This is a genomic window from Paenibacillus sp. FSL R5-192 (genome assembly GCF_000517845.1).
Classification (GTDB): domain Bacteria; phylum Bacillota; class Bacilli; order Paenibacillales; family Paenibacillaceae; genus Paenibacillus; species Paenibacillus amylolyticus.
This window is the reverse complement of the sequence record NZ_ASPR01000079.1, coordinates 114,769-136,516: the sequence shown is the minus strand read 5'-3', so window position 1 is coordinate 136,516 and position 21,748 is coordinate 114,769. Positions and strand designations below refer to the sequence as shown.

Below are 21,748 nucleotides of genomic sequence, written 5' to 3'. Positions count from 1 at the left end.
AATAGGTATTTCCGTGAAAAAGTGATATATTTCTCATATAACATCATTTTTATGAATGAATTTCATCATTTTCACGTACTCTCAAGAAACATTGCATAAGGAGAACCGGTTATGAACAATATCAATCAGGAAGTTGGCAAAAAAATACGAAACTTTCGGAAGTGGCGGGGACTGACCATTCAACAGCTTGCGGATCAGATCTTCAAAAGCAAGGGTACGCTGTCCAAATATGAGAGCGGAGATATTACACTTGATCTGGTCACGTTACATCATATTGCGAACGCGCTCAACATTCAGGTGGAGCAACTCTTGTACCAAGAACCAAGGCATGCATCTCCCCTGATGAATGCGGTCCCGTCCAGCTTTTTCAAGAACTCCACCCGTTTCTATTCTTACTTCTATGACGGGCGTAACAACAGTCTCATTCGTTGTGTCATTGACATGATGGCTCAATCGGATGCCAACCGTTATCGCACCGTGATGTATATGAATGTGAAGGATTTTGAGAACTACCAGGAGTGCGAGAATATGTATTGGGGCCACACCGAGCATTATGATACACTCACCACGCTGATTTTGAAAAATCAGGCCACGCCGCTGGAGAACCTATATATTAATATTTTGGCGTCTTTTCAGGAATCGGAGAAAAAATGGGGACTGATGGCTGGTGTCTCCTTCAGACCTTTCATGCCTATCGCGCTCAAAATGTTATTCTCCAGAACCCCGCTGCCCGAGAATCAGGAGTTATATAATGAATTAAAAATCTCAAAGGAAGATCTGCGGACCCTGAAAATATACAACATGCTCGCTGTCACCTGAACAACGCAGCGTGTCACACATTCTCATATGGGATGGAGACAGTCCCTCCCCATTAGAAAAGGCACTTCTATAAGCTGTTGAAACCAGCTCATAAAAGTGCCTTTCGCTTTGCTGCCTATTCGATCGGAGATAAGTGTGACTAGCGCTTAGTTTTTAATTAAATCCAGCGTTTCGTCAAACATTTGTTTCTGTTCCTCAATCTTGTTCTCATTACCGATCACGCAGCGCTGTTGCTGTTCAAGTATGGCCGATAAAAGCTCAGCAAAACCGATAATGTCGCTTTCCTTCGTGCTTAACACTTCGTCACGTTCCTGTTGCAGATCCGCTTCAGTCACATTCGACAGATAACACTCCAAAGAGAAAGCTCCTTCGCCATAAGGCGTTCTCGGCGTATCGAGATCCTGAATGGCACCAATGATATAACGCGTCATTTCCCGCTCGTCTGCCCGGAAATCTTTCAAATATTGCGGTATTTCTTCATATACTTTGTACGTTTTATCGAGGTTCGGATCACGATACGATGCAACGTAGCTGTCTCCGTTTCGTCTGAAGCCTGACATACAGCCATAGGCTCCGCCTTTGGCGCGGATATTGGTCCACAAGTAATCCAGAGACAGGATTCCCTGCAAGACCCGTAGTGAGCCGGTGTATTGATATCCTTTGTCGATATAATTGCCCGTTTGCACCACGTACTGCACCTCCGAAGGAGAACGGAATCCTTCCTTATGAATAGCCGGTGTGAATGTAAATTCTTCCTTGGCAACTTCATGTGTGAACAGCTTCGCTTTCAGGTCGGATACCTGTTGTTCCAGTCCTTCATATCCCTGCTCATCGGCAGTGTAACTAACAAGCAAATTCTCCGGTCTGAAAATATACCCCGTCAACTCTTGCAGACTGGAAGATAACTCTTCTTTTCTCGCCTCAAAGTTCGCCTGAAGATCCTCAAGCCACTGGTAAAAGGCAATGCCACTTACAGCTTCTCTGTAATCCGCGACCGCTGAATGTTTGGACGAAGACCGACCAATTCCCGCAGAGTGTCCGCTATTGATCAGATTACGTTGCAGGTTACCTTTCATCTGAGAGATGATCTCATATAACCGCTTCGAATTATCAAATTGGGAAGTGAACACGATTTCTTTGATCATATCAAAGGCAAATCCAAGCTTGTCATACAACACTTTTGCGTTGAACTCATAGGTCGCCTTGAATTCATTGTGCTTATGCGCGTTAGCATAAGATCCTATCCCGCTATGAATACCACCCGAATGGATATGGATTTCATTGGACAGTTCATTGAACGAGTAGTTTTGAGTATCCACGTAACCCAGTACATTTTTCAGCAACCCTGCATACGGCAGGAGATGACGTGGCACTTCTTTGATATCAAACAACAGTCTCAGATAACCAATTCCATTGGTATAAAGGTTATGATGGAGAATGGTTGTGCCGTCGACCTGTTTCACCGTTTGATACAACGTAGAGGCCTTTGGTTCAATATCTTCAATCGATAACGTTGGAATGACCTGCTGCTGCTCTTTAGTTGAAGGTGTATTCTGATACTCGGCGAGTGCCTCCGTTTTCTGAATCAACGTCTGAACTTCTTCCTCACTAAGACCAGCCTGAATAGTTTTCAGACGTTCTTTCAACGCTTCTTCTTTGCGTGAGTTCAGCCCCTTATCCGGGGTAAGCGCCACAAAGGAAGTATGTGTGTTTTGCAAAATATATTTCTCAATCAGTTGCTCGAAGTAACCTTCGTTCATTTTTGTCCGCAGTTCAGCAAATACGTCATTGGCTTCCAAATGAGTGAAAGGTGCATCTTCATCGTACAACCAGCTTTGCAGGGAGGAGAATCCGTAGATCAGACCCTTCGGCATTCTGCCATAGTCCGCTTCTCTATGATTGAACTCATACGAGTTAATTCCAGCAAGCAGCGCTTTTGGATCAAAACCTTCTTTTACCACACGCTCAAGCACTTCTTTGACCGTTCCCAGGAAATCCTCTTTGCTCTCCAGGTTGCTCTTCTTCAGTCCAACGGTGAATACAGGCTGATATAGACTATCATCATACGAACCGTAGACGTCCTTCGCAATGCCTTTATCCAGCAAAGCCTGTTTCAATACCGCTCCCGGAGCGTTCAGCAGTGCGTATAACAAAATTTGGAACGAAATGTTCAGTTCCTTGTCCAGACTTGTGCCGATCACCGCATTGTAGGTCAAGAAGCTGTTATCCACTTCCGATTCCGTACTTCCCGCAGAGTAAGTCTTAACTGTGTCTACCCGTTCTGCAAAAGCAGGTTGAAGTTGAATGGCCGAATCAATCTCGATTCGATCATATGCACTCAGATAGTTTTCATCCAGCCATTGCAGCTTCTCTTCCATATCCATATCCCCGTAGAGATAGATGTAACTGTTGGAAGGATGGTAGTATCTCGTGTGGAAATCCAGCAGCCCCTGATACGTTAGATCCAGAATAGCTTCCGGGAATCCACCAGACTCGGAGGAGTATGTGGTATCCGGGAAAAGGGAGTTCAGCACTTCTCTACGCACCATTCGTTCCGGTGAAGAAAAGGCACCCTTCATCTCGTTATATACAACTCCGTTGTAGGTTAACTCATCGTCAGCAGAGGTCAGGTTGTAGTTCCAGCCCTCTTGTAGAAATATCTTTTCATTCTCATAAATATTTGTATTCAATACTGCATCCAGGTAAATATCCATCAGGTTATGGAAGTCATGATCATTACGACTCGCGATCGGATAGATCGTCTTATCGGGATACGTCATGGCGTTAAGGAATGTATTTAATGAACCTTTCAGCAACTCAACAAAAGAATCCTTGGCCGGAAATTTCTTGGACCCACAGAGCACGGAGTGTTCGAGAATATGGGCTACCCCTGTATCATCTTCCGGAGGTGTGCGGAAACCGATACTGAATACTTTGTTATCATCCTGATTGGATAAGAGTACAATTTTGGCTCCGGATTTCTGATGTTCCAACAGATACGCATCCGATTTCAGTTCTTCGATTCTGCGCTCCTGTAACACCTTGTATGGCTTAAGCTGTTTCAACATAAACTTGAGTCCTCCGTCCATAAGATTGTTTTATTGGTTTTGTGACTCTACATAAGTTCAAATATGTTTATTTACACGGGCACTCCGATGACAGAACAACATCTGTCCTCTCCGTTATCGTGTACATGTGTAGTTGAACCTATATCGTTCAGCAAGGTAAAGGTAATATATGCCTACGGATAGTATACACCATTGTTCTCTCTCTTCATAAAAGTCAGGTAAATGTCCCTTCTGATATGTATTATGCAGGGTTTATGTTTATGAGCTGCATGGTGATGTGGTCTGCAATGAAGTGACGATCATATTAAAGAACACAAAAAAAGATCGCATGCAGCTTGGTTAACAAGCGTCATACGATCTTCTTTTTAAGATGCCGAGGACCGGGATCGAACCGGTACGGTAGTCACCTACCGCAGGATTTTAAGTCCTGTGCGTCTGCCAATTCCGCCACCCCGGCAGGATTATGTATTTCTTGGCGACAAGAAATATCTTACCATGAACTAATTAACTTTGCAACACTTTTTTATAAAATAATCTAACTATATAAGTTTAACTAATGATTTACACGATAACGGAGAGGACAGAAAAAACTGAAAAAGCGAAGCGTTCGCCTAAAAGCTTTCTGAAAGAAAGCTACATCGGAAGCATACGCTATCACCAGATTTTCCCTTGAGAAGAGGGAATCGAAAAAATCTGGGGATAACAGCGATTAGAAGGTTATTCTGTCATCGGAGTGTCAGTGTAAATAATCTTTAGTTCAACTTATATAAATGAAACAGGCACTGCAAGCGTCAGCTCACAGTGCCTAGAAAGTCCGAGTTGCGGTCCCGGACTTCCGGTAAACCAATCTATATTAAGGGAGGTGTGAGATAAGAATACCTCCCCAACATTAAAGAAACCTAAAATCAGCCTTAAATTAAACTAAAAAAGTAAAATAGGTCGAACACGAGCCGCTTCTTCCTCACTGCACTCCACGATAACCAAGATATGGTCCTTTAAGAGCCACTCTTCGTAATACCGCGCATCCTCCTCCGAGATTCCCGCTTCAGTCAGTGTAAGCACCAAATCATCGGTCTCACTCCCAATCTCATTACCAGCGAGTCTACGCACTGCATTTCCGATCGACATCGTCTGATCCATTCGCTTCCCCAGACCAGCCAATATGCCTTTCAGAGCGCCAAAGGCACCATCTGTTCCGGCACCCTTCAAAGGTTTGGGCAGCCCCGTCTTTTCGCTCACCAGCTCCAGATTAAGCTGCTCCTTCGCCACCGCTCCCAAATATTTATCCTTGATGCCTTCCTCTTTGACCTTATTCAGCATAATTATAGCCTCGTTCTCGGTACGGGCCAGCCCAATAATCAATTGTGTCATTCCGTTCCCCTCCTTTTACCCTAATATAACCCCGTAATCCCCATTCAAAAACGGATCGTCCACAGCTAAGACAAATCACCTAGAAGAATGTTGATTTCTCTTCTGGAAATCTATACCTAGTTCTGATAGACTAGATAAAGAAGACAAATTAACCATTGAAAACATTGACATATGGATTTAACATCTCATAATCAGGAGCAATGACTTATGAAAAAAGAGGTAGAAATTGCCATCCGGCGCAAGCAACAGATCATGGTTCGTAATACAAGCGGTCAGACGGTAACCGGATTTCCCGAGCGTACCGCTGATTCATCCATTCTCTCCTTACGTACGGTTCACGGCAGTCTGTGGATACCGTTTGATGAGGTTGAACATGTTACGCGTCTGTTAAGCATCCGGTCTCATCATTTAAGCGGAATGCAACTCGTTTAGTCGGCTCTGCAATCCTTGAAACTCCAGTTCCCGTATAGATACGTTAACTAGATCTATTTATGCCAGCACTTTACACCAAAAAACCAGACGCATGCACGTCTGGTTTTTCTCTTCTACTTATCCTGTACCACGCTGCCACTAACCTCACAACAAAGGCCTTACTATCCTTGTTTCTGCCCAACCATATGCTGTTGTTACTTCACTACAAACTTCACTCGTGTTCCATCCGGATATGTACTTAACTGATTCCCTACCCATGAACCTGCACCACGATTATCTTTCGGGGTGATGTACTGGATATCTGCACCTGTTCCTCCCTCAGCGCACATCGCCATGGGCCACTCGTCACGATCCTTACCTTTTTTGACCGGAACACCCTTAAGTGATAAATCCCGATTGCCTTCCGCTCCATTACGATCAATGGTGCATACATCCGAATGCCCTGCCTTGATAGCAGCTTTAATATGGTTGGCTGTTTCGGGGTAACGCTCTGAAGGGAACGTAATGGTATGGTCTACACTCTTATTAGTCCCACCGAATGGATTAGGTATCTCCTCGGGCCATTCTCCCCCAGCCCAGGCGTAGAGGGCTACCAGCAGCATTGCTACCAGCGTCAGTACCTGCTTTTTGAAACCTTGTTTGCCTTTCCGCTTTCTTCTTGTGCGTCTCTTACTCATGCTGTGTCTCCCCCATTCAACACTTGCATTATAACAGAACGCCCGTTCGTAAAACAATCCAATACAATAAAAAAACAGCCGAGACCGCCCGGCTGTCCTGCTTGATTGATTATCCTACATTGGGAATGGCCTGTTGGCGCAGCAAGGGCAGTGTCACCTCAAACTGTGTACCTTTCCCCTCTGTACTCTCCACCGAAATCTGACCATTCATCAGTTCCAGCAGTTCTTTGCAGATGGTCAGACCAAGACCGCTTCCGCCAAATCGGCGCGCATGGGAGATGTCGGTCTGGGTAAATGCATCAAACAATTGTTCGATCTGATGCTGAGGAATGCCAATCCCCGTATCGCGCACAGAGAATACCAATACAACGGTATCCATCAGTTGTTGCCTCACATCCACCTGTAACTGCACTTCACCTTGTTCCGTGAACTTGATCGCATTACTAAGCAAATTATCCAGTACCTGCCGGAGTCTTAGCGGATCACCGATAAGCACATCAGGAACATTCAGATCAGCATGACAGAGCAGACGTATTTGTTTATTCCGTGCCGCAGGCTCATGTGTCTTCACAATCTGTTGAATCAGCTTCAGAGGTTGAAACTCAATGTTTTCAACCTCCATTTTGCCTCTGCCCAGTTTCGCCATATCTAGGCTATTGTTAATGATGTTCAGCAGCGCCTCCCCTGATTGACGTGCAAGCTCCAGATATTCTGTCTGCTCATCCGTAGTTTCACCCATACTGGCAAGTTCGATCATACCCATAATGCCGTTAAGCGGGGTACGAAGCTCGTGATTCAGCTTGCCGATGAATTCCAATTGCCCTCTACTGTTCATCTCAGCCATGGAAGTTGCAAACTTCAACTGCTGTTCGGCATACTTCCGTTCTGAAATATCGTATTGAATGCCTACAAAATATAAACACTCTCCGGATTCATTAAAGATCGGATCAATATTCAATTCGTTCCAGAACTTCTGACCACTTTTTGTATAATTTAAAATATCAATCTTAATGGATTGTTGTTTCTTTAATGCATCACGAATCTGCATTACCGTTTCGGGGTCTGTATCCTGCCCTTGCAAAAATCGGCAATTGTGTCCGACAGACTCTTCATACGTGTATCCTGTCAGTTGGGTAAAGTGTTCGTTTACATACATGAGCGGAAGCTCAGGCAAGGTAGCATCGACCACCGTCACGGAGGATTTCACTTTCGAGATGATAAATTCCCATTGTAATGAGAGTTGATTATGTTGGCTCATGCCTTCCTCCTTCATCTCACACACATTAATGTTTATATATTCTGCAATCGTACATTATAAGGAGAGAAAACTAACCAGTCGGAATGTGTTGATATTAAATCAATATATTTTAATTGTAACATAGTTATTCAAGTCATGTGGTTTATGGGTAATAGTTGATAACTAACATTCCACAATAACCTAACTACTCACCAGGAGGAACATACATGAAATTTCTGTTAATTATCATCATTATTATTTTGATTGTAGTCTTTTTTACCAGACGCAAACGTTAAGATAAGATCCGTTATGTAAGTGAGAAAGGAAGATGGGTATGAGAACCCTCTTTTTTATATTCATGGTACTCTGTATCATTAATCTCTGTTTTCCAAAATTCGGCTGGTATCTGCGCTATGGCTGGATTTCCCGGGGCGAAGCCGAACCCAGCAGGCCATATATGACTATGGTCAGAACGACCAGCCTGCTGATGTTGCTCATCGCCTTCACACTTGCTATGGCATGAACTATAGGCATTAGAAGATGACTGCCCTGTTGGGCAGTTTTTTTGTGGTGAAATGACGGGAAAATGATAACTTTGTTTGTGGTGCAATGATGACAATGCCCGTAATATAGATATATCGTTTCGGAAAGGACATCATTGGCATGAACATCGCATTTTATCCGTACTGGGCCGCCAAAACGCTGCTCTCGCTTATTAATGTCATATATATCATGGTCATTACTACATTCATATACGGTCTCACTGGATCGGTACTCTCTGCTGCAATGTTTCCACTGATTCAGATCATTGCACGCATAATAGCCGGTCTCACTTTGCCATTACTTGTGAACCGTTTTCCATTCTCCAGACTATTGATCAGCATTTCCATAGCCAAAACATTCATCATGACCTGTATAGCCATTTCGTTGAATCACTTGATTTCACAACTGCCGCTTCTATTGCTCGGAGTGATTGTATTATCCTTCTTGGACGGATGGGAAACTCCGTTACTGAAGACTTTAACGCCACGATTGGTTCAAGGTGAAGACCTTATAAAAGCAAATAGCCTACTATCTTTCTCCAATCAGACTGTAACCATTGTCGGTTACGCCATGACGGGATTCGCCGTGATAAACTGGGGGGCGTCACAGACCTTCTGGGCAGCTACAAGCCTGTCCTGGGCCGTTCTGATCTTCATGATTGCCATGGGCTCGCTCACACGGAATGTAGAACAACCTCAGAAATCTGCTGTATCGCGGAATGTATTGAGGGAAGGTTGGAGTATACTTTGGAAGAATCCAACCTTACGACTGATTACGCTTATGGACATTGCCCAAGCACTTGCGGGTTCCATCTGGATCGGAGCTGTTACGCTGGCCTTTGCAAAAGAAGCTCTGGGACGAGGAGAAGGTTGGTGGGGACTCATGAACTCGAGTTACGCTGCTGGAACCATGCTTGGAGGTATTCTGGCTCTTGCACTAGCCAAACGTATTCAGAAGCATCTAATCGCTAGTATGACCATGGGTTCTCTTCTCTTCAGCCTTCTGACCGTCGTTTATGGTCTAAATAACCTGCCATGGCTCGCTCTGGTGTTATGCATACTGATGGGTCCAGTTCATCAGATTCGTGATGTGGCTCAGCAGACAGCGCTTCAGAACAGTGTACCTGTCGAATCCCTAACCAAGGTATACGCCACCCATGGCGTCCTGATATCCACGGTTATGAGTGTATCCATAGTTATCTTTGGTCTAGTCGCCGATCAACTGGGCGTTCGGTGGGTATACCTTATCGGTGGAGCCATGTTTATTGTATCTGCGATATGCTCATTATCGTTGAGCAGAGTTCACAGAAACCATCCCATTGCTAAACATACGAAAAATATGTAAATCAAAAGAGACGAGCAACATTCTGCTCGTCCCTCACAATCTCAATCCAATCGATAATCTGTAAGCGGCTTGCCTTTTTTATAATACAAAGTAGGTGACAATATATTGAAGAAAATGTGCACATCCGGCATATATGCTTCTTCCAAAATAGCTTGCACCGACGATGCAATCCGATTATGAATCTCCTGGTCACGTTGAAACATGAGAATCTCTATAGAAGCCGGAGAAGGTGTTAGCGCTTGTACATCATGACGCTCTGCCTTCATTCTCTCCCTTGGAATATGAGTAATTAGGGCCATCTGCTCTGTAATTTGGGGTACAACTTCCTCTAGCTGAGGACCTGTGAATCCTTTAAAGCGAATAAACGGCATTGCTATCCCTTCAATCTCTGTTAATAGTCTCTTATGTGATTTTAAGCACATTGTTTTCAGTTGTCAAATGTCATGGATGGCATATGTTGTTTCTTATAAACAGGAAAAGCCCCGCTGAAGTCTCAGCGGAGCCACTGTTTGCACGTTTCTACACGTGACTTACAGCCAGAAAGATTTTGTGATGATCACGAGCAGGATAAAAAGCACAAGAATTGCACTTGTAGAAGTCCATCCGCCACCAGTATTACAACAACCGTATCCAACTTGACTCATTTGATTGGCCTCCTTTGAATTTCAAGGTATGCCATAACATATGCGTATTCCGTGCAAGTGACCGGGCGAATCGGCAAGTTCAACAGCCCATTCATCCGGGATTCATACCCGTTGATTTAACCGGATGGGCGATGGAGATTTTCAGTTGTTTTTCTTGTGACTCCTGAGGTGAAGGGTCTGTATTTCCTCTGTCCAGAAGGATTGTAAGAGTACGTGTATCACTTCGGGATGCCAGAACAACCTCTCCATCAGGTGTTATACAATACGCGATTGGAATGGATATCTCGCTATCACGGTACGAACCATCCGCATGGCTTGTCCCCATGACAATACATTGATGCTTCAGTGCGATCTGCCGAGCCTCTTCGACCCACTCACTGTACTGTTCTTCACTGAACATGCCCACACCAATGGAATGCATCACAATGTCCACATTCCCTATATTCTCATTGCGAAATCCTTGCAGGACCAGCTCATCACACAACAAAGTGCTTATTACCCAACCCTGTTCCTGAGCCGTCTCAGCAGGTGTATATTTAGCTTTCTCCAATACAATCTCTCCAGCCTTACTGATGATAATTGATCGGTCCTTTGGACGTTCGTCCAGTCTGCGATGACCTGAGACAATCATGGTCCCATATTCAGCCGCCAACCTGCAAGCTTCCTCAACACTCTGGTTCAGATAACCTTCAGGAAAAAACAATATATCCGCATCAGGGTGTTGCTTGAGTTCGGCTTCAAGCTGCAGCAAATCCTGTTCCAGCCTCGGTTGTCCAATAATAATCTTCATCTGGTATCCCCCATTCATAAATAAAAGCCGGTTCATACCTGAATAAGGTACGAAACCGGCTTAAAGGTTGTACGGACAGAACTCCTGCTCATCGTACATCACTTCAAGAGTAATTGTTTCTCATGTTATTGCTCGACGACACAATTACCTTTACAGTTGAATGATATGTAGTTAGGCATTTCTACGTTCAATACTATCATATATAGCCTGCCCATCATAGCTTCGATCTGTAGCGATATCTTTCACAAAGAGGGCGCTGCCTGCAGCACTGTTTGCATTAACAGACAGAACGCTAAATGCACCCACAACCCACATTAATGGATATAATGCAATGGATAAGGCTTTTTTCATGTTTTTGTCTCCTTTGCTGTTGAAATAGATGATTGGTTGAATATCCCATTAATACGATTACAACCCAATTAGGTTTCAATTTTATATACAACCATCACTATTTCTAGACATACAGGAGATAAACTAAAATTGTTCCGTTCAGATCAACTCGAAACTCTGGAGCAAGGCTGCCGCCTCTTCATGATCAGGTTCCAGAGCCAATACTTTATGGGTATATGACAGGGTTTCTTCTTCCAGTTCAAGTTCATAACAGCACACAGCCAAATCGTATAAGACCGCTGGATTATGGTTACTCGGATCTGCAACCAACGATATCTCCAGAAACCGTTTTGCATCCTCATACATATACATCTCATATAACAGCTGCCCTGCCAGAAATGCGAGACCTCCTTGCTGCTCCATCACGTAGTAGGACGACCACATCGTATGAATACCAGACTGAATATCAAGCATTTCCTCATCACTTGCATCAGGAAGAAGACTGGAAATGTGGGTAGCACTGTGAATCAAGAACTCCGCATCATATCCACCCAGACGCCAAAACGGTAAAATATGCTTTAACTCCATACTCTCTATTCGAGAGTCTACCCATTGTTTCATGCTGAAAAAGTCATCCGGTCCAAAACGTTCAACAAATCGATGGTAGGCCAGACGTGTGTTCACATAACTGATGGGTTCGTCCACCATCAACATGCACCCAACATTCAGATCTTTATAATGATGTGTTGTGAATCCTGTATGGGCACCCTGTTGTTCCAAGACATATTGAATGGCATGGTAGTTAGCCGTTAGAGAAAAACTCCCGTGAAGAACAAATTCAGGTGGCTCTGCGAACTTCCAGTTATCCAGGCGATGATCCCCTTTATCAGCGGTAATCAACACATAACCTGACTGTGACAGCTTGTTCAACCGTTCGAGACAGGACAACCCGATTGCAGGGAAAAGAATGTGCGAATCCTCCAGTTCCTCTTTGTACAATGTAATAAGCTCCTGATATGGATAGTTATCCGCACTGTATTCCGGCGCTCGGCGATACTCATAACTCAGCGTCATATTCTTCAACATCTCAGCGGGCTCAAGATCAAGACGACGATCTGGAGACTGAACAAGCAGATCGCACTCATAGATCTCGCCATCCCCAATGTAGATTAATTCCTGTGGAATGCTGTCAAAAAAGTAATTAGCAATCAACAACAACGGTTGTTTCAGATCACCGGGCCGAATAACCGTGCCTGCAACGGCCAGATTCAATTCCGTATCCGCTACAGCATCAAAACGAGCAAAATCCACTATACCTTGTTCAATAAAGGATTGCATGGATGGATGCTCCTGCCAACCCAGCACATTCTCCGCTACGAGATCCGTCATCACATATCTGAAAGGCGGTAACTGTATTCCAGCAAATTCCTTTAACTCAAGCAATTTCAGGAGAACTTGATGTGCCAAACGCCCTACACCCGCTCCAAGTTCAAGAATGGTTACGGTCTCGTTGATCTTTCCTTTGTTCGAGAGGTCCTGAAGAAAGCCAAAGATCATCTCTGCATACGCCGTGGCAATCAACGGATTACTCGTAATATATTGAGGGACTTGGTTCTCTGTCCAAGCTTGTAGCCCCTTCTGCTCATAATAAGCTCTTTGCCAATCCCATACCGGAGCTTCACTGTAACGAAAACGTTGACCTTCATTTGACGTCATTAAACGGAAACCTGCTTTCTATCACTAATTTCATACGTTTCTCAGATGTTCACGTATTATTTGATGTCCAATACCATTCAATCTCTGTAATGCATTATATCATAGAACCCTACCTACTCGATGAAGTTCAGTTTTCCCCTTCAACAGGAAAAAAACCTGCTTTTGAGGGCAGGTCCTTGAGGCCTTTCAATTAAGAAGACTATTGATCTAGTTTACTTAGGCAAGGACACTCAACATTAGTCGGAATACACGGCTCCATCAAAGTTCTCAGGGCCTACACGGATCGTACCGAGCAAGTTGGAACTGATAAATGCAGTGTAAGTCAATTGAGGCGTGATAGGCGGGTTGAAGTCATCTGCAGAGAACGTAATAATCTGAGGTGCAAGGACACTTAAGCTAAACGTAGACGTTGCGGAATAAATTACAGGGTCCGTAGCCAAAGTCCCCCTAACAATTGTGATGGTTATACCAACGAGTGCCAAAGGAAGTTGCACAGACACCGTTCCTTTGAATTGTACCCGTGGGTTTGCCCCTGCTCCTGCTGTTTGCAGACCAATCTGACCGAATAATTGTGGTGTATTAATAACCAGGATTGGTATTGCAATAGAGTTAGCCAAACTCGCATTCTGAGATGTTCTTGCATCAAGAAATTGACTCATGAAATCTACCTCCTATGGGTTGGGATAAGGTAGTATATGCGAGATTTGAGATATGGCATGGACATACATCGTGATTCAAAAAAAAGGGCATACTAGAAAGACACCATTAAAAAGATACCTTTACTTCAGAGCTTACATGCAGACAGAAAAAAACCCTTGCTAGGCAAGGGTTTTAAGAGTATGGGCCCTACAGGACTCGAACCTGTGACCAATCGGTTATGAGCCGACCGCTCTAACCAACTGAGCTAAGGGCCCTAGACATAATGTATAACGTGCAGATGATGGCTGTGAATCATCCAAGTGAAACTAAATTGCGGGGGCAGGATTTGAACCTGCGGCCTTCGGGTTATGAGCCCGACGAGCTACCGGGCTGCTCCACCCCGCGTCAGTAATAAATATTAAAACAGCGACTTAATTAATATACACCATTCTATCCCAATAAGTCAAGGGGTAATGTCAGGGAATAAAACGTACACCGTAACGTCCTTTACGTGATCGATAAACTTCCACTTCCGCTGGTTCATTATGACCGTAAATCCACCCATCCTGCTCCATACGTTTGGCCAGACATCCTGCCTGAAATTTGGTTGCATACAACTTGCTGAAATATACCCAGTGCATACCGCTCGTCCTTTCCGGAGTCGTCATTTATTCCTGCTTTTTGTAGAATACCCCATTTTCATAAAAATAGCCGCCAAAGATTAAAATCTTCAGCGGCTATCCTTAAATTATGATATGACTACTTCATCAAATCTCATTGAAACGTAGCTTTAGGATCCTTTTTCAATTTCTCCAGCATCTCGTTTCCTTTAGCTGCCCACTCACCAAGTGCTTCTTTTGGTGTCTTTTTGTTCTCTAGTACTTGGTTGAAATATTCCATACCTTTTTCATTGACTTGCCATAAGCCTGGGGATTTTTGATACATTTTATCCAGATTGGTATTTGTTGGCGGAATCGGCTTCAGCGAATAGAATGCTTGAATGTTATAATCCAGGCCGTCTTTGGGCTTGATGAAGCTCTTCCGTGATACCATCTCATAGCTGCTGCGTGCTTTAATCTTAGCCCAGTCCTCACTGTTCATGTACTTGATCAGTTCCCACGCATCATCCGGGTTCTGAGCCGCACTATTAATCGCCATGAGGTTGCTCAAGTAGATGCTGCCTCCAATTTCAGGAGCTTCCGGGTGAACTGGAGGTGTTACCACATCCCAATCCACTTTCGTAAAGTCTTTCATTTTATCCGCATTTTTATTAGCATCAATTAATTGATTAATATAGCTGTAATCACCAATAACCATGGCTGACTTGCCACTCAGGAATAGGTCACCCTGTACCGGATCATAACGCCCACTCGGATTCTGATCCTGTGGCTCGTCGCCTTTAGGAATAACTTTGTCAATCGCAAGTTTGCTGATGGTGCTCCACACTTTCTCCCATTGAGGAGAATCTACTGTCATCTTCTCTGCTTTGTCATCAAACGTCTTCAGCTGCAACGAGCTGTAGTACTGCTGCATGGAGTAGTACGGCGGACCACCCTGATATGTCGTGAAGGAGAAACCAAATACATGATCTTTACCTTCACCTTTCGTTAGACGGGTACCCAGATTGAAAATATCATCCCAAGTCATATTGTCCGTTGGTGGTTCCACGCCTGCTTTTTCAAACATACCCTTGTTATAGAACAAAGCGGAGGAGGAAAACGTTGGTGTCAATGCATAGATGCTCTGGTCCCCAAGGTCCTTAATTCCCTCCAGCACACTAGGCACAATATCACTGGTATCAAACTTGTCTTCCTGCATCAATGGGTCCAGCTGTTTCACCAGATTCTCCTGAATTAATGATTTGACTGTAGAGGTATCAGCCACGATGACGTCAACCGGATTATCCCCAGTCATAATCTTCTTCAGACTTTCCATCGTATCCGGAGCTTCCTGCTGTTCTTCTGTGTTACCGTACCCATACATGCTGCTCTGATCAACGGCAGCCACAATCTCGATCGTTACATTGGGGTGTGTAAGTTCAAAAGCATCGGTAAATTGCTGACGGAAGTAACTGTCATCCTGTCCGCCCCACATCGTAGCCACACGCAATACACGCTGCTCCGTATCCTTCGCCTCACTTGCCGTACAGCCGGCAATCAGCGGCAGTGCTAGCGTCGCAGTAGCGATGACAGCCAGCACACGTTTTCCCCACATACTATTCTTCATTTCCCAGTTCCCCCTCTTAATTATCTTGGCGGTGTAATGACAATACGTTCACCGTCAAATTCCAATGTCGCCCGGTTATCAATGGATAAGGCCTCCAGATACTCTTTTGGCACCTGAAGTCGTCCTGCACGGTCTATAATGACAAATGCTTCATGGATGTCTGGCATACCCGCCTCGGACAAGTTATGCTCATCATCCAGATTCGGGTTGCGCTTCACAAACTCGGTACTGGTCAAGCCGTCCCGAATCGCAACGATCCGGTCCACCTTGCCAGCAAGCGTCAAGTCATGGGTAACGATGACAATCGTAACGCCAAGTTCCTTGTTCATTCTTCGAAAAATGCCCATGATTGTATCACATGTCTCGGAATCGACCGAACCGGTAGGTTCATCTGCAAGCAGAATTTTGGGACGATTGGATAATGAGATCGCAATCGCTACCCGTTGTTGCTCTCCTCCTGACAATTGATGCAATTTGTTATGCATCCGATCCTTAAGGCCTACCCATTCGAGCAACTGTTTCGCGTAAGCACGATCACGCTTGCCTCCCAGTATCATGGGAGTCTCCACATTTTCCAGTGCAGTGAGATAAGGCAGCAAGTTACGACCGTTATTTTGCCAAATAAAACCTACCGTATGACGTTTGTATTCGACCAATTGAGCATCTGTCATCTTGAGCAAATCCCAGTCTCCCACAACAGCCGTACCAGCCGTAGGACGATCAAGTCCGCCTAGAATATTCAGCAGCGTGGATTTACCGCTACCGCTGTTACCGATGATCGCCATCATTTCACCTTGATTGACAGTCAGGTTGAGACCCTGAAGGGCAACGACTTCCACATCGCTGGATTTAAAAATTTTGACAAGTCCTTCGCATTGGATCACGTTTACCTCTCCTCTCCCATTTTGACTGCCTGGTGAACTCGCAATCTGCGAATCTGCCAGAGCAACATCGTTGCACCAATGACCAGCATCACTACGGTGACCCCATACAGTTGCAACATATCTTGCTGTTCAAACACAATCCGGAACGGAGGTACCTGAGCAGATACATTATCCGTCGTTTGCAGGAATGGCAGGAATAAACGACTGGAAACCTGACCAATCCCAATACCTAGCAGGATCGATAGACCTGCTGTGAACACCTGTTCCAGCAGCAGCATGCCGCTTAGTTGTGCCCGGGATAACCCCATGGCCCGTAATACACCAAACTGCACAACACGCCCGGACAAATTGAAGAACCAGTACAGCACGTATCCGATCAACGAAATAATAACCGATACCAGGAATCCAAGGCTCAGTATCCCGAATACGCCACCTCGAGACGGATGTTTAGCCTGAGATACCAATTCTGTGCGGACGTCACGTACAGATGATAACTCAATGCCTTCTGCTGCAAGTTTCTCCATTAGTGGAGCCACTTTGGCATCCGGTTCCATTTTCAGCCACACCTCATAAGGAATCAGAGGCACCTGATCATAGATATAATCCAGATTCGCCACGAAAAATGGCATCTGATCCGGATACTGGGCTGGCCAGTAAGGTATGATCCCAAACACGACGAATTCAATCGCCTGTCCCTGTACACCCATGGAGACGAGGTCTCCAGTTTTGAGTTTGAACTTGTCAGCAAATTTGGAAGAGATCAATACAGCCCCTTCATATTTACCAAGCAAGTCAAGGTACTTGTAGGGATGTGCCGGGAACAGATCATTGCGGAACCAAGCCACTTGAGCAAAGTCCACATTATCAATTCCGACCAGCATTCCCTGTCCACCCGATTTACCAGAGACGATAATATTGCCTTTGGTCTGTAGCACGCGTGCTGCATGTTCAACCCCGTCTAATCTGCGGAACACTTCAAATGGAGGTTCGGAGTAAATGACTTTGGATGGCTGCGAAGAACCGCCACCACCACCTGGAGCACCTCCTCCATTGCCACCACCTTGTTGACCTCCACCCGTACCGCCATTCTGTCCGGAACCACCGGGTTTAACCTCAGGTGTTCCTTCCCACACAGTCTGCATAATCACATCAGAACCATAACGGTACAAGGTACGCTCAGTGGAATTCAGATCAATTGTCCGAGCCGCAGCCGAGTTGTACACCCCAAGTCCCAGTGTCAGTACAAGGAGGATCATCAGCGGATAATAGGAAGAAGATGAACGCGATAACTGTGTTAATGTCAGATACAACGGGACCGGGAGAAACTTGCGACCGATCAACTGAATGAGCTTTAATATCCACGGGAACAAGCGCAGGAAGAATAGTCCAAGCGCAAAGATCGCGAGTGCGGGTACAAAAAACAGAAACGGCTGTACCTGCAACTGATCCGTTGTCATTCCGGTCTGGAAGGTCAACATCTGACGTTCATAGAACAGGTAGTATCCATATCCAGCCAGACCCAGCAACACAACGTCCAGGAACCAGCGTTGCCATACTGGAGCGCGGTCTGTACGTGCTTGTCGCCGCTTGGCTGATACAATGGTTGCCCGTGCATAGGTTATCGCAGGGATAAGTGATGCGATGATCGCAACAAGGACCGCTGCTACGCCCAGGAGAATAGCTTCTTTTGATACACCGATCGGAATAGACTTCCGATCTACGAACGAGAGAAAGCCACTTGCAGAGCCAATACTCTTGGCCATAAACCAACCGAGAAACGGTCCAATAATCAACGCAATAACGCCCAGGAATATACCTTCAAGCAGGTAAAGAGAGAAGATCTGCCGAGCTGAAGCTCCACGGCTGCGCAATACCGCAATATCACTCTCTTGCTTCTGTAATGACTGTCTGGCGTTCATCGCAATAAAATAAAAGACCATCGCAATCATCGGTGCTGCCAAGGTAAACAACATGGTCTGCAGTTGCAGACTCTGACTGCGGAACTGCTTAAGCAGATCACCAAAGGTGATGTCCACTTTTGTATCTTTCAGCCGCTGGTACAGATCGATATCCAGCCTTTCCAGCATGGAAGTCAGACCTGATAACTGGCTGGTTTGAATTTCTTTCAGATCAAAGGCATAATACCAACGTGAATTTTGAAGTGGAATCCCTTTTTCCTTCAGTAAAACATCATTAAAAACCGATTCATCCACATATAGTCCATTCATCATGCCGTCAAATCCTTGTACCCAGTAAGGACTGTTCGGATCATCTGCCTTGAAGGACCCCGTAATCTTTACACGTAACGTGATATCAAGACCGCTATACACCGGATATTCCAGAATATCGCCGATATGCAGGTCGTTACGGTACATACCCTCTTCCAACATGACTGCCTCGATCGTGTCATCTTTGACCTGGTTTCCAGGTTTCACCCCGGCAGAGTAATTCACCTGTGCATCCAGTCCACTCATCGTGCCCAGACTCATACTGCGCGCCCTGCTGGCATCCACTTTGGTTGGATCTTCCGGGCTCACTTCTGTGCTGCGAATGGATCTCGAATTCACATAAGTATGAAAAGGAAACCCTATGTCGCGAGGGACATCCTCACGAATATAACGATCTACTTCATCCAGACCCCGTGTGTCTGTCTTCACGCCACCAGGTGCCTGATAACTCATCAGCAACGAACCGGCTGGCAACCCTTCACTGTTATCCTGCAGCGTTTGCGCGACGACCCGTTTCAACGCACCATCGGCATACATTGGAATACTGACGGTGAACGCTACCGCCACAATCAATCCGATCAGTGTGCTGAAGGTCATCCAGCGCGTGTTCCACATTTTGCGGAACAGCAGCCGAAGCAATGGCAGCCCCATTAGCGTCCCACTACTTTCTGACCTACGGTCAGACCTTTCAGAATCTCGACATCTGTCGATGTCTGCTGTCCAACTTCAACGTCCACTTCACGCTTGCTGCCATCACTCTCCACCACTTGTACATACGTTCTTGAACCGATGGAGCGTAAAGCGGATACAGGAATCACAATTGCGTTCTCGGTACGCTGCGTTACAATCGAGACCGATAGTGGTGTGCCACGTTCGACGCCTTTTGGCATTTTTGCAAGTGTAACGATGACATACTTATCCAGCGTTTCCTTGGTTGGAGGCGTACCTCCTTCACCCGTCCCTTCGCCACTGCCGCTTCCCGATGCTTCCGCGATAGGCATAACTTTAATTTTGCCAGCGACTTTACCAGCTCCATTAATATCTACTTCTGCCTTCATACCGGCCGAGAACTTCTCCAGATCTTCCTTGGCAAAGGTAGCTGCCACAACCAGATTCGATGTATCCGCAATCGTAGCAATCGGATCATACGCTTTCACGGTTGCACCCTTCTCTACCTGCACTGCAATAACGGTGCCGCCAAACGGAGCGGTCAACGTGGCTTTGCCCAGTTGTTCCTCCAGATCAGCGAGTTCCTGGCGTAGTTCTTCAAACGCAATCGTTGATTCTTCGAACTCTACCGGGTCCATCTCATCCTTCTTGCGGAGTGTTTCCTTCATTTGAACTTCGGATTTGCGAATAGCCAGTTTCTTGCCACGGATCTCCTTTTCTACACTCTCCACATCGAGGACAGCAAGAAGTTGACCCTTTTTCACTTTATCCCCTGGTTTAACATTTAACTCTTTGACATGCATGCCATCAAGCGTGAAGTACACCTTCTCTTCCCGCTGACTCATCATCTTGCCGCTGCCACTTACTTTTTTCTCCAACGTTTCCGTCCGGACTTCATATTCCGGTTTCTTGGAGATCGTTGGTGGTGTAATAGGCGGAAGCACTTCTTCCTCTGTTTCTGACGGCAGCAATGAGCAGCCGGACATCGTTGCAACCATTATCGCACCGAGTACAATAATCGCTGCGCGTTTCCCCCTCTTCGGAGCGGCCCCTTTACTTGATAAATCTGCCGTCCGCCATTTCATAAACATGGTCCGCAACCTCCAAAATTGTAGGATCGTGTGTAGTCATACATATTGTTACTTGTTCTACTTCAATAATATTGCGGAATACGGCCATGACCTGAGCGCCCATCTTGGAATCCAGTTCAGCTGTAGGTTCATCCGCAAGCAACAATCTGGGTCTATGGGCAATCGCCTTGGCTATAGCCACCCGCTGCTGCTCTCCCCCGGACATCTCGAAAGGTCGGTGCTTCACCCGTTTGGATAGTCCAACCAGATCCAGACAGTGACCAACCCTGTCCTTCCACTCCGCTCGCGGAACGTCCGCCATGCGCAGCGACAGTTCTACATTTTCCCAAGCAGATAATAAGGGCATGAGTGCATACGCCTGAAAAATAAAACCGATCTCTTTGCGCCGCAAAGCGGTCCGCCGCCGGTCTCCCCAATCCTGAAGAGGCTGGCCAGAGAACAGAATGTCTCCACTTGAAGGCTGATCCAGTCCACCGAGCATATTCAGCAGTGTTGTTTTGCCTGAGCCCGATCGCCCCTTCAACATGACCAGTTGTTGCGGATTCACTTCCATATCAATGCCTTTGAGCACATGGATAATGCGACTGCCTGTCTGGAAACTGCGATGCACGTTACGCACCTCCAGTACAGGTCCATCATATGGAGGCAGCGTATCCTTCTTTGGTTTGATCTTCTTCTGGGGTTCATCAACAGTGATGACAGCAGCTGCAGCCACTTCATCTGAAGCGATTTCACTTTCAGGTAACGGAGGTTTACTCGTCGGGTAATCATGTTCATTGTTGTATGTATTTTCCCCCGACTCCGTCGATGCCTCCAACGGTGTTTCCCCCTGTTGATGTTCATCGCCTGACTGGCTCTTGGCAGGTCTTTTTCTGAGAAATAAATTCTTCATGCCAGCAATCACGCTCATCCTTTCTTGAAATCCCGTTCATTTCTTCAAAAAACCTAAAATTAGAAATCTGTTCCATCCTACACTGAATTATAAACGACCGATCCCAACTAAAAGTTACAAGCTTTTTACAACGGTAGAGTGAAAAAGT

The 21,748-nt window shown here is 45.6% G+C and carries 20 protein-coding genes and 3 tRNA genes; 4 read left to right on the top strand and 19 right to left on the bottom strand.

What is annotated here, in order from left to right:
- The first annotated feature begins 111 nt into the window (after nt 1–111).
- Nucleotides 112–819: a helix-turn-helix domain-containing protein gene (locus C161_RS30170; RefSeq protein WP_017687366.1), complete on the top strand. Its 708-nt coding sequence runs from the start codon at nt 112–114 to the stop codon at nt 817–819.
- A gap of 146 nt (nt 820–965) precedes the next feature.
- Here C161_RS30170 and C161_RS30165 read toward each other — a convergent pair whose 3' ends face one another.
- The 3 genes from C161_RS30165 to C161_RS30155 form a co-directional block, all read right to left on the bottom strand.
- Nucleotides 966–3,887: an insulinase family protein gene (locus C161_RS30165; RefSeq protein WP_036674858.1), complete on the bottom strand. Its 2,922-nt coding sequence runs from the start codon at nt 3,885–3,887 to the stop codon at nt 966–968.
- 371 nt (nt 3,888–4,258) lie between these two features.
- Nucleotides 4,259–4,344 (bottom strand) — tRNA-Leu (locus C161_RS30160).
- Nucleotides 4,345–4,808: 464 nt separating this feature from the next.
- Nucleotides 4,809–5,258, bottom strand: a complete 450-nt coding sequence (locus C161_RS30155; protein WP_036674857.1) for a general stress protein — start codon at nt 5,256–5,258, stop codon at nt 4,809–4,811.
- Between the two features lie 207 nt (nt 5,259–5,465).
- On the opposite strand from C161_RS30155, the gene C161_RS30150 reads away from it, so the two are divergent.
- The gene (locus C161_RS30150; RefSeq protein ID WP_036614778.1) at nt 5,466–5,690 is read left to right on the top strand and encodes a hypothetical protein; all 225 of its coding nucleotides are present in this window, start codon (nt 5,466–5,468) and stop codon (nt 5,688–5,690) included.
- Between the two features lie 194 nt (nt 5,691–5,884).
- Here C161_RS30150 and C161_RS30145 read toward each other — a convergent pair whose 3' ends face one another.
- Nucleotides 5,885–6,367 (bottom strand): NucA/NucB deoxyribonuclease domain-containing protein, encoded by a 483-nt coding sequence (locus C161_RS30145; RefSeq protein WP_051450038.1) that lies wholly within the window; start codon nt 6,365–6,367, stop codon nt 5,885–5,887.
- Between the two features lie 109 nt (nt 6,368–6,476).
- A complete protein-coding gene (locus C161_RS30140; protein ID WP_051450037.1) occupies nt 6,477–7,625 on the bottom strand; it encodes a sensor histidine kinase in 1,149 nt (382 codons plus the stop codon).
- A gap of 313 nt (nt 7,626–7,938) precedes the next feature.
- Between C161_RS30140 and C161_RS32685 the strand changes: the two genes are divergently transcribed.
- Both C161_RS32685 and C161_RS30130 read left to right on the top strand, forming a co-directional pair.
- Entirely contained in the window at nt 7,939–8,127 is a 189-nt protein-coding gene (locus C161_RS32685; RefSeq protein ID WP_051447369.1) for a DUF6199 family natural product biosynthesis protein, read from the top strand.
- 140 nt (nt 8,128–8,267) lie between these two features.
- Nucleotides 8,268–9,491, top strand: a complete 1,224-nt coding sequence (locus tag C161_RS30130; protein WP_036674856.1) for an MFS transporter — start codon at nt 8,268–8,270, stop codon at nt 9,489–9,491.
- Nucleotides 9,492–9,532: 41 nt separating this feature from the next.
- On the opposite strand, the gene C161_RS30125 is transcribed toward C161_RS30130, so the two are convergent.
- From C161_RS30125 to C161_RS30070, 14 genes are all read right to left on the bottom strand, one after another.
- Complete coding sequence (locus tag C161_RS30125; protein WP_036614785.1) at nt 9,533–9,862, bottom strand: DUF1904 family protein; 330 nt, start codon at nt 9,860–9,862, stop codon at nt 9,533–9,535.
- A 159-nt stretch (nt 9,863–10,021) separates the two neighbouring features.
- Nucleotides 10,022–10,135: a YjcZ family sporulation protein gene (locus tag C161_RS32235; protein ID WP_081746033.1), complete on the bottom strand. Its 114-nt coding sequence runs from the start codon at nt 10,133–10,135 to the stop codon at nt 10,022–10,024.
- A gap of 91 nt (nt 10,136–10,226) precedes the next feature.
- Nucleotides 10,227–10,925, bottom strand: coding sequence for a hypothetical protein (locus C161_RS30120; RefSeq protein WP_051450036.1), 699 nt, complete (start codon nt 10,923–10,925; stop codon nt 10,227–10,229).
- Nucleotides 10,926–11,096: 171 nt separating this feature from the next.
- Complete coding sequence (locus tag C161_RS30115; RefSeq protein WP_036674855.1) at nt 11,097–11,276, bottom strand: hypothetical protein; 180 nt, start codon at nt 11,274–11,276, stop codon at nt 11,097–11,099.
- Nucleotides 11,277–11,414: 138 nt separating this feature from the next.
- A complete protein-coding gene (locus C161_RS30110; protein WP_036674854.1) occupies nt 11,415–12,971 on the bottom strand; it encodes a hypothetical protein in 1,557 nt (518 codons plus the stop codon).
- 236 nt (nt 12,972–13,207) lie between these two features.
- Nucleotides 13,208–13,630, bottom strand: a complete 423-nt coding sequence (locus C161_RS30105; protein ID WP_036674853.1) for a hypothetical protein — start codon at nt 13,628–13,630, stop codon at nt 13,208–13,210.
- Nucleotides 13,631–13,811: 181 nt separating this feature from the next.
- Nucleotides 13,812–13,885 (bottom strand) — tRNA-Ile (locus tag C161_RS30100).
- A gap of 56 nt (nt 13,886–13,941) precedes the next feature.
- A tRNA-Met gene (locus tag C161_RS30095) sits at nt 13,942–14,015 on the bottom strand.
- Nucleotides 14,016–14,086: 71 nt separating this feature from the next.
- The gene (locus tag C161_RS32550) at nt 14,087–14,278 is read right to left on the bottom strand and encodes a hypothetical protein (RefSeq protein ID WP_047843730.1); all 192 of its coding nucleotides are present in this window, start codon (nt 14,276–14,278) and stop codon (nt 14,087–14,089) included.
- 106 nt (nt 14,279–14,384) lie between these two features.
- Nucleotides 14,385–15,836: an ABC transporter substrate-binding protein gene (locus C161_RS30090; protein WP_036674852.1), complete on the bottom strand. Its 1,452-nt coding sequence runs from the start codon at nt 15,834–15,836 to the stop codon at nt 14,385–14,387.
- A 20-nt stretch (nt 15,837–15,856) separates the two neighbouring features.
- Nucleotides 15,857–16,720: an ABC transporter ATP-binding protein gene (locus C161_RS30085; protein WP_036614799.1), complete on the bottom strand. Its 864-nt coding sequence runs from the start codon at nt 16,718–16,720 to the stop codon at nt 15,857–15,859.
- Nucleotides 16,721–16,722: 2 nt separating this feature from the next.
- On the bottom strand, nt 16,723–19,599 hold the full coding sequence (locus C161_RS30080; protein WP_036674851.1) for an ABC transporter permease: 2,877 nt from the start codon (nt 19,597–19,599) through the stop codon (nt 16,723–16,725).
- Nucleotides 19,599–20,708: an efflux RND transporter periplasmic adaptor subunit gene (locus C161_RS30075; protein ID WP_036614803.1), complete on the bottom strand. Its 1,110-nt coding sequence runs from the start codon at nt 20,706–20,708 to the stop codon at nt 19,599–19,601. The genes C161_RS30080 and C161_RS30075 overlap by 1 nt, the downstream gene beginning before the upstream one ends.
- Nucleotides 20,671–21,618, bottom strand: a complete 948-nt coding sequence (locus C161_RS30070) for an ABC transporter ATP-binding protein (RefSeq protein ID WP_076328075.1) — start codon at nt 21,616–21,618, stop codon at nt 20,671–20,673. The genes C161_RS30075 and C161_RS30070 overlap by 38 nt, the downstream gene beginning before the upstream one ends.
- Nucleotides 21,619–21,748: the final 130 nt, after the last annotated feature.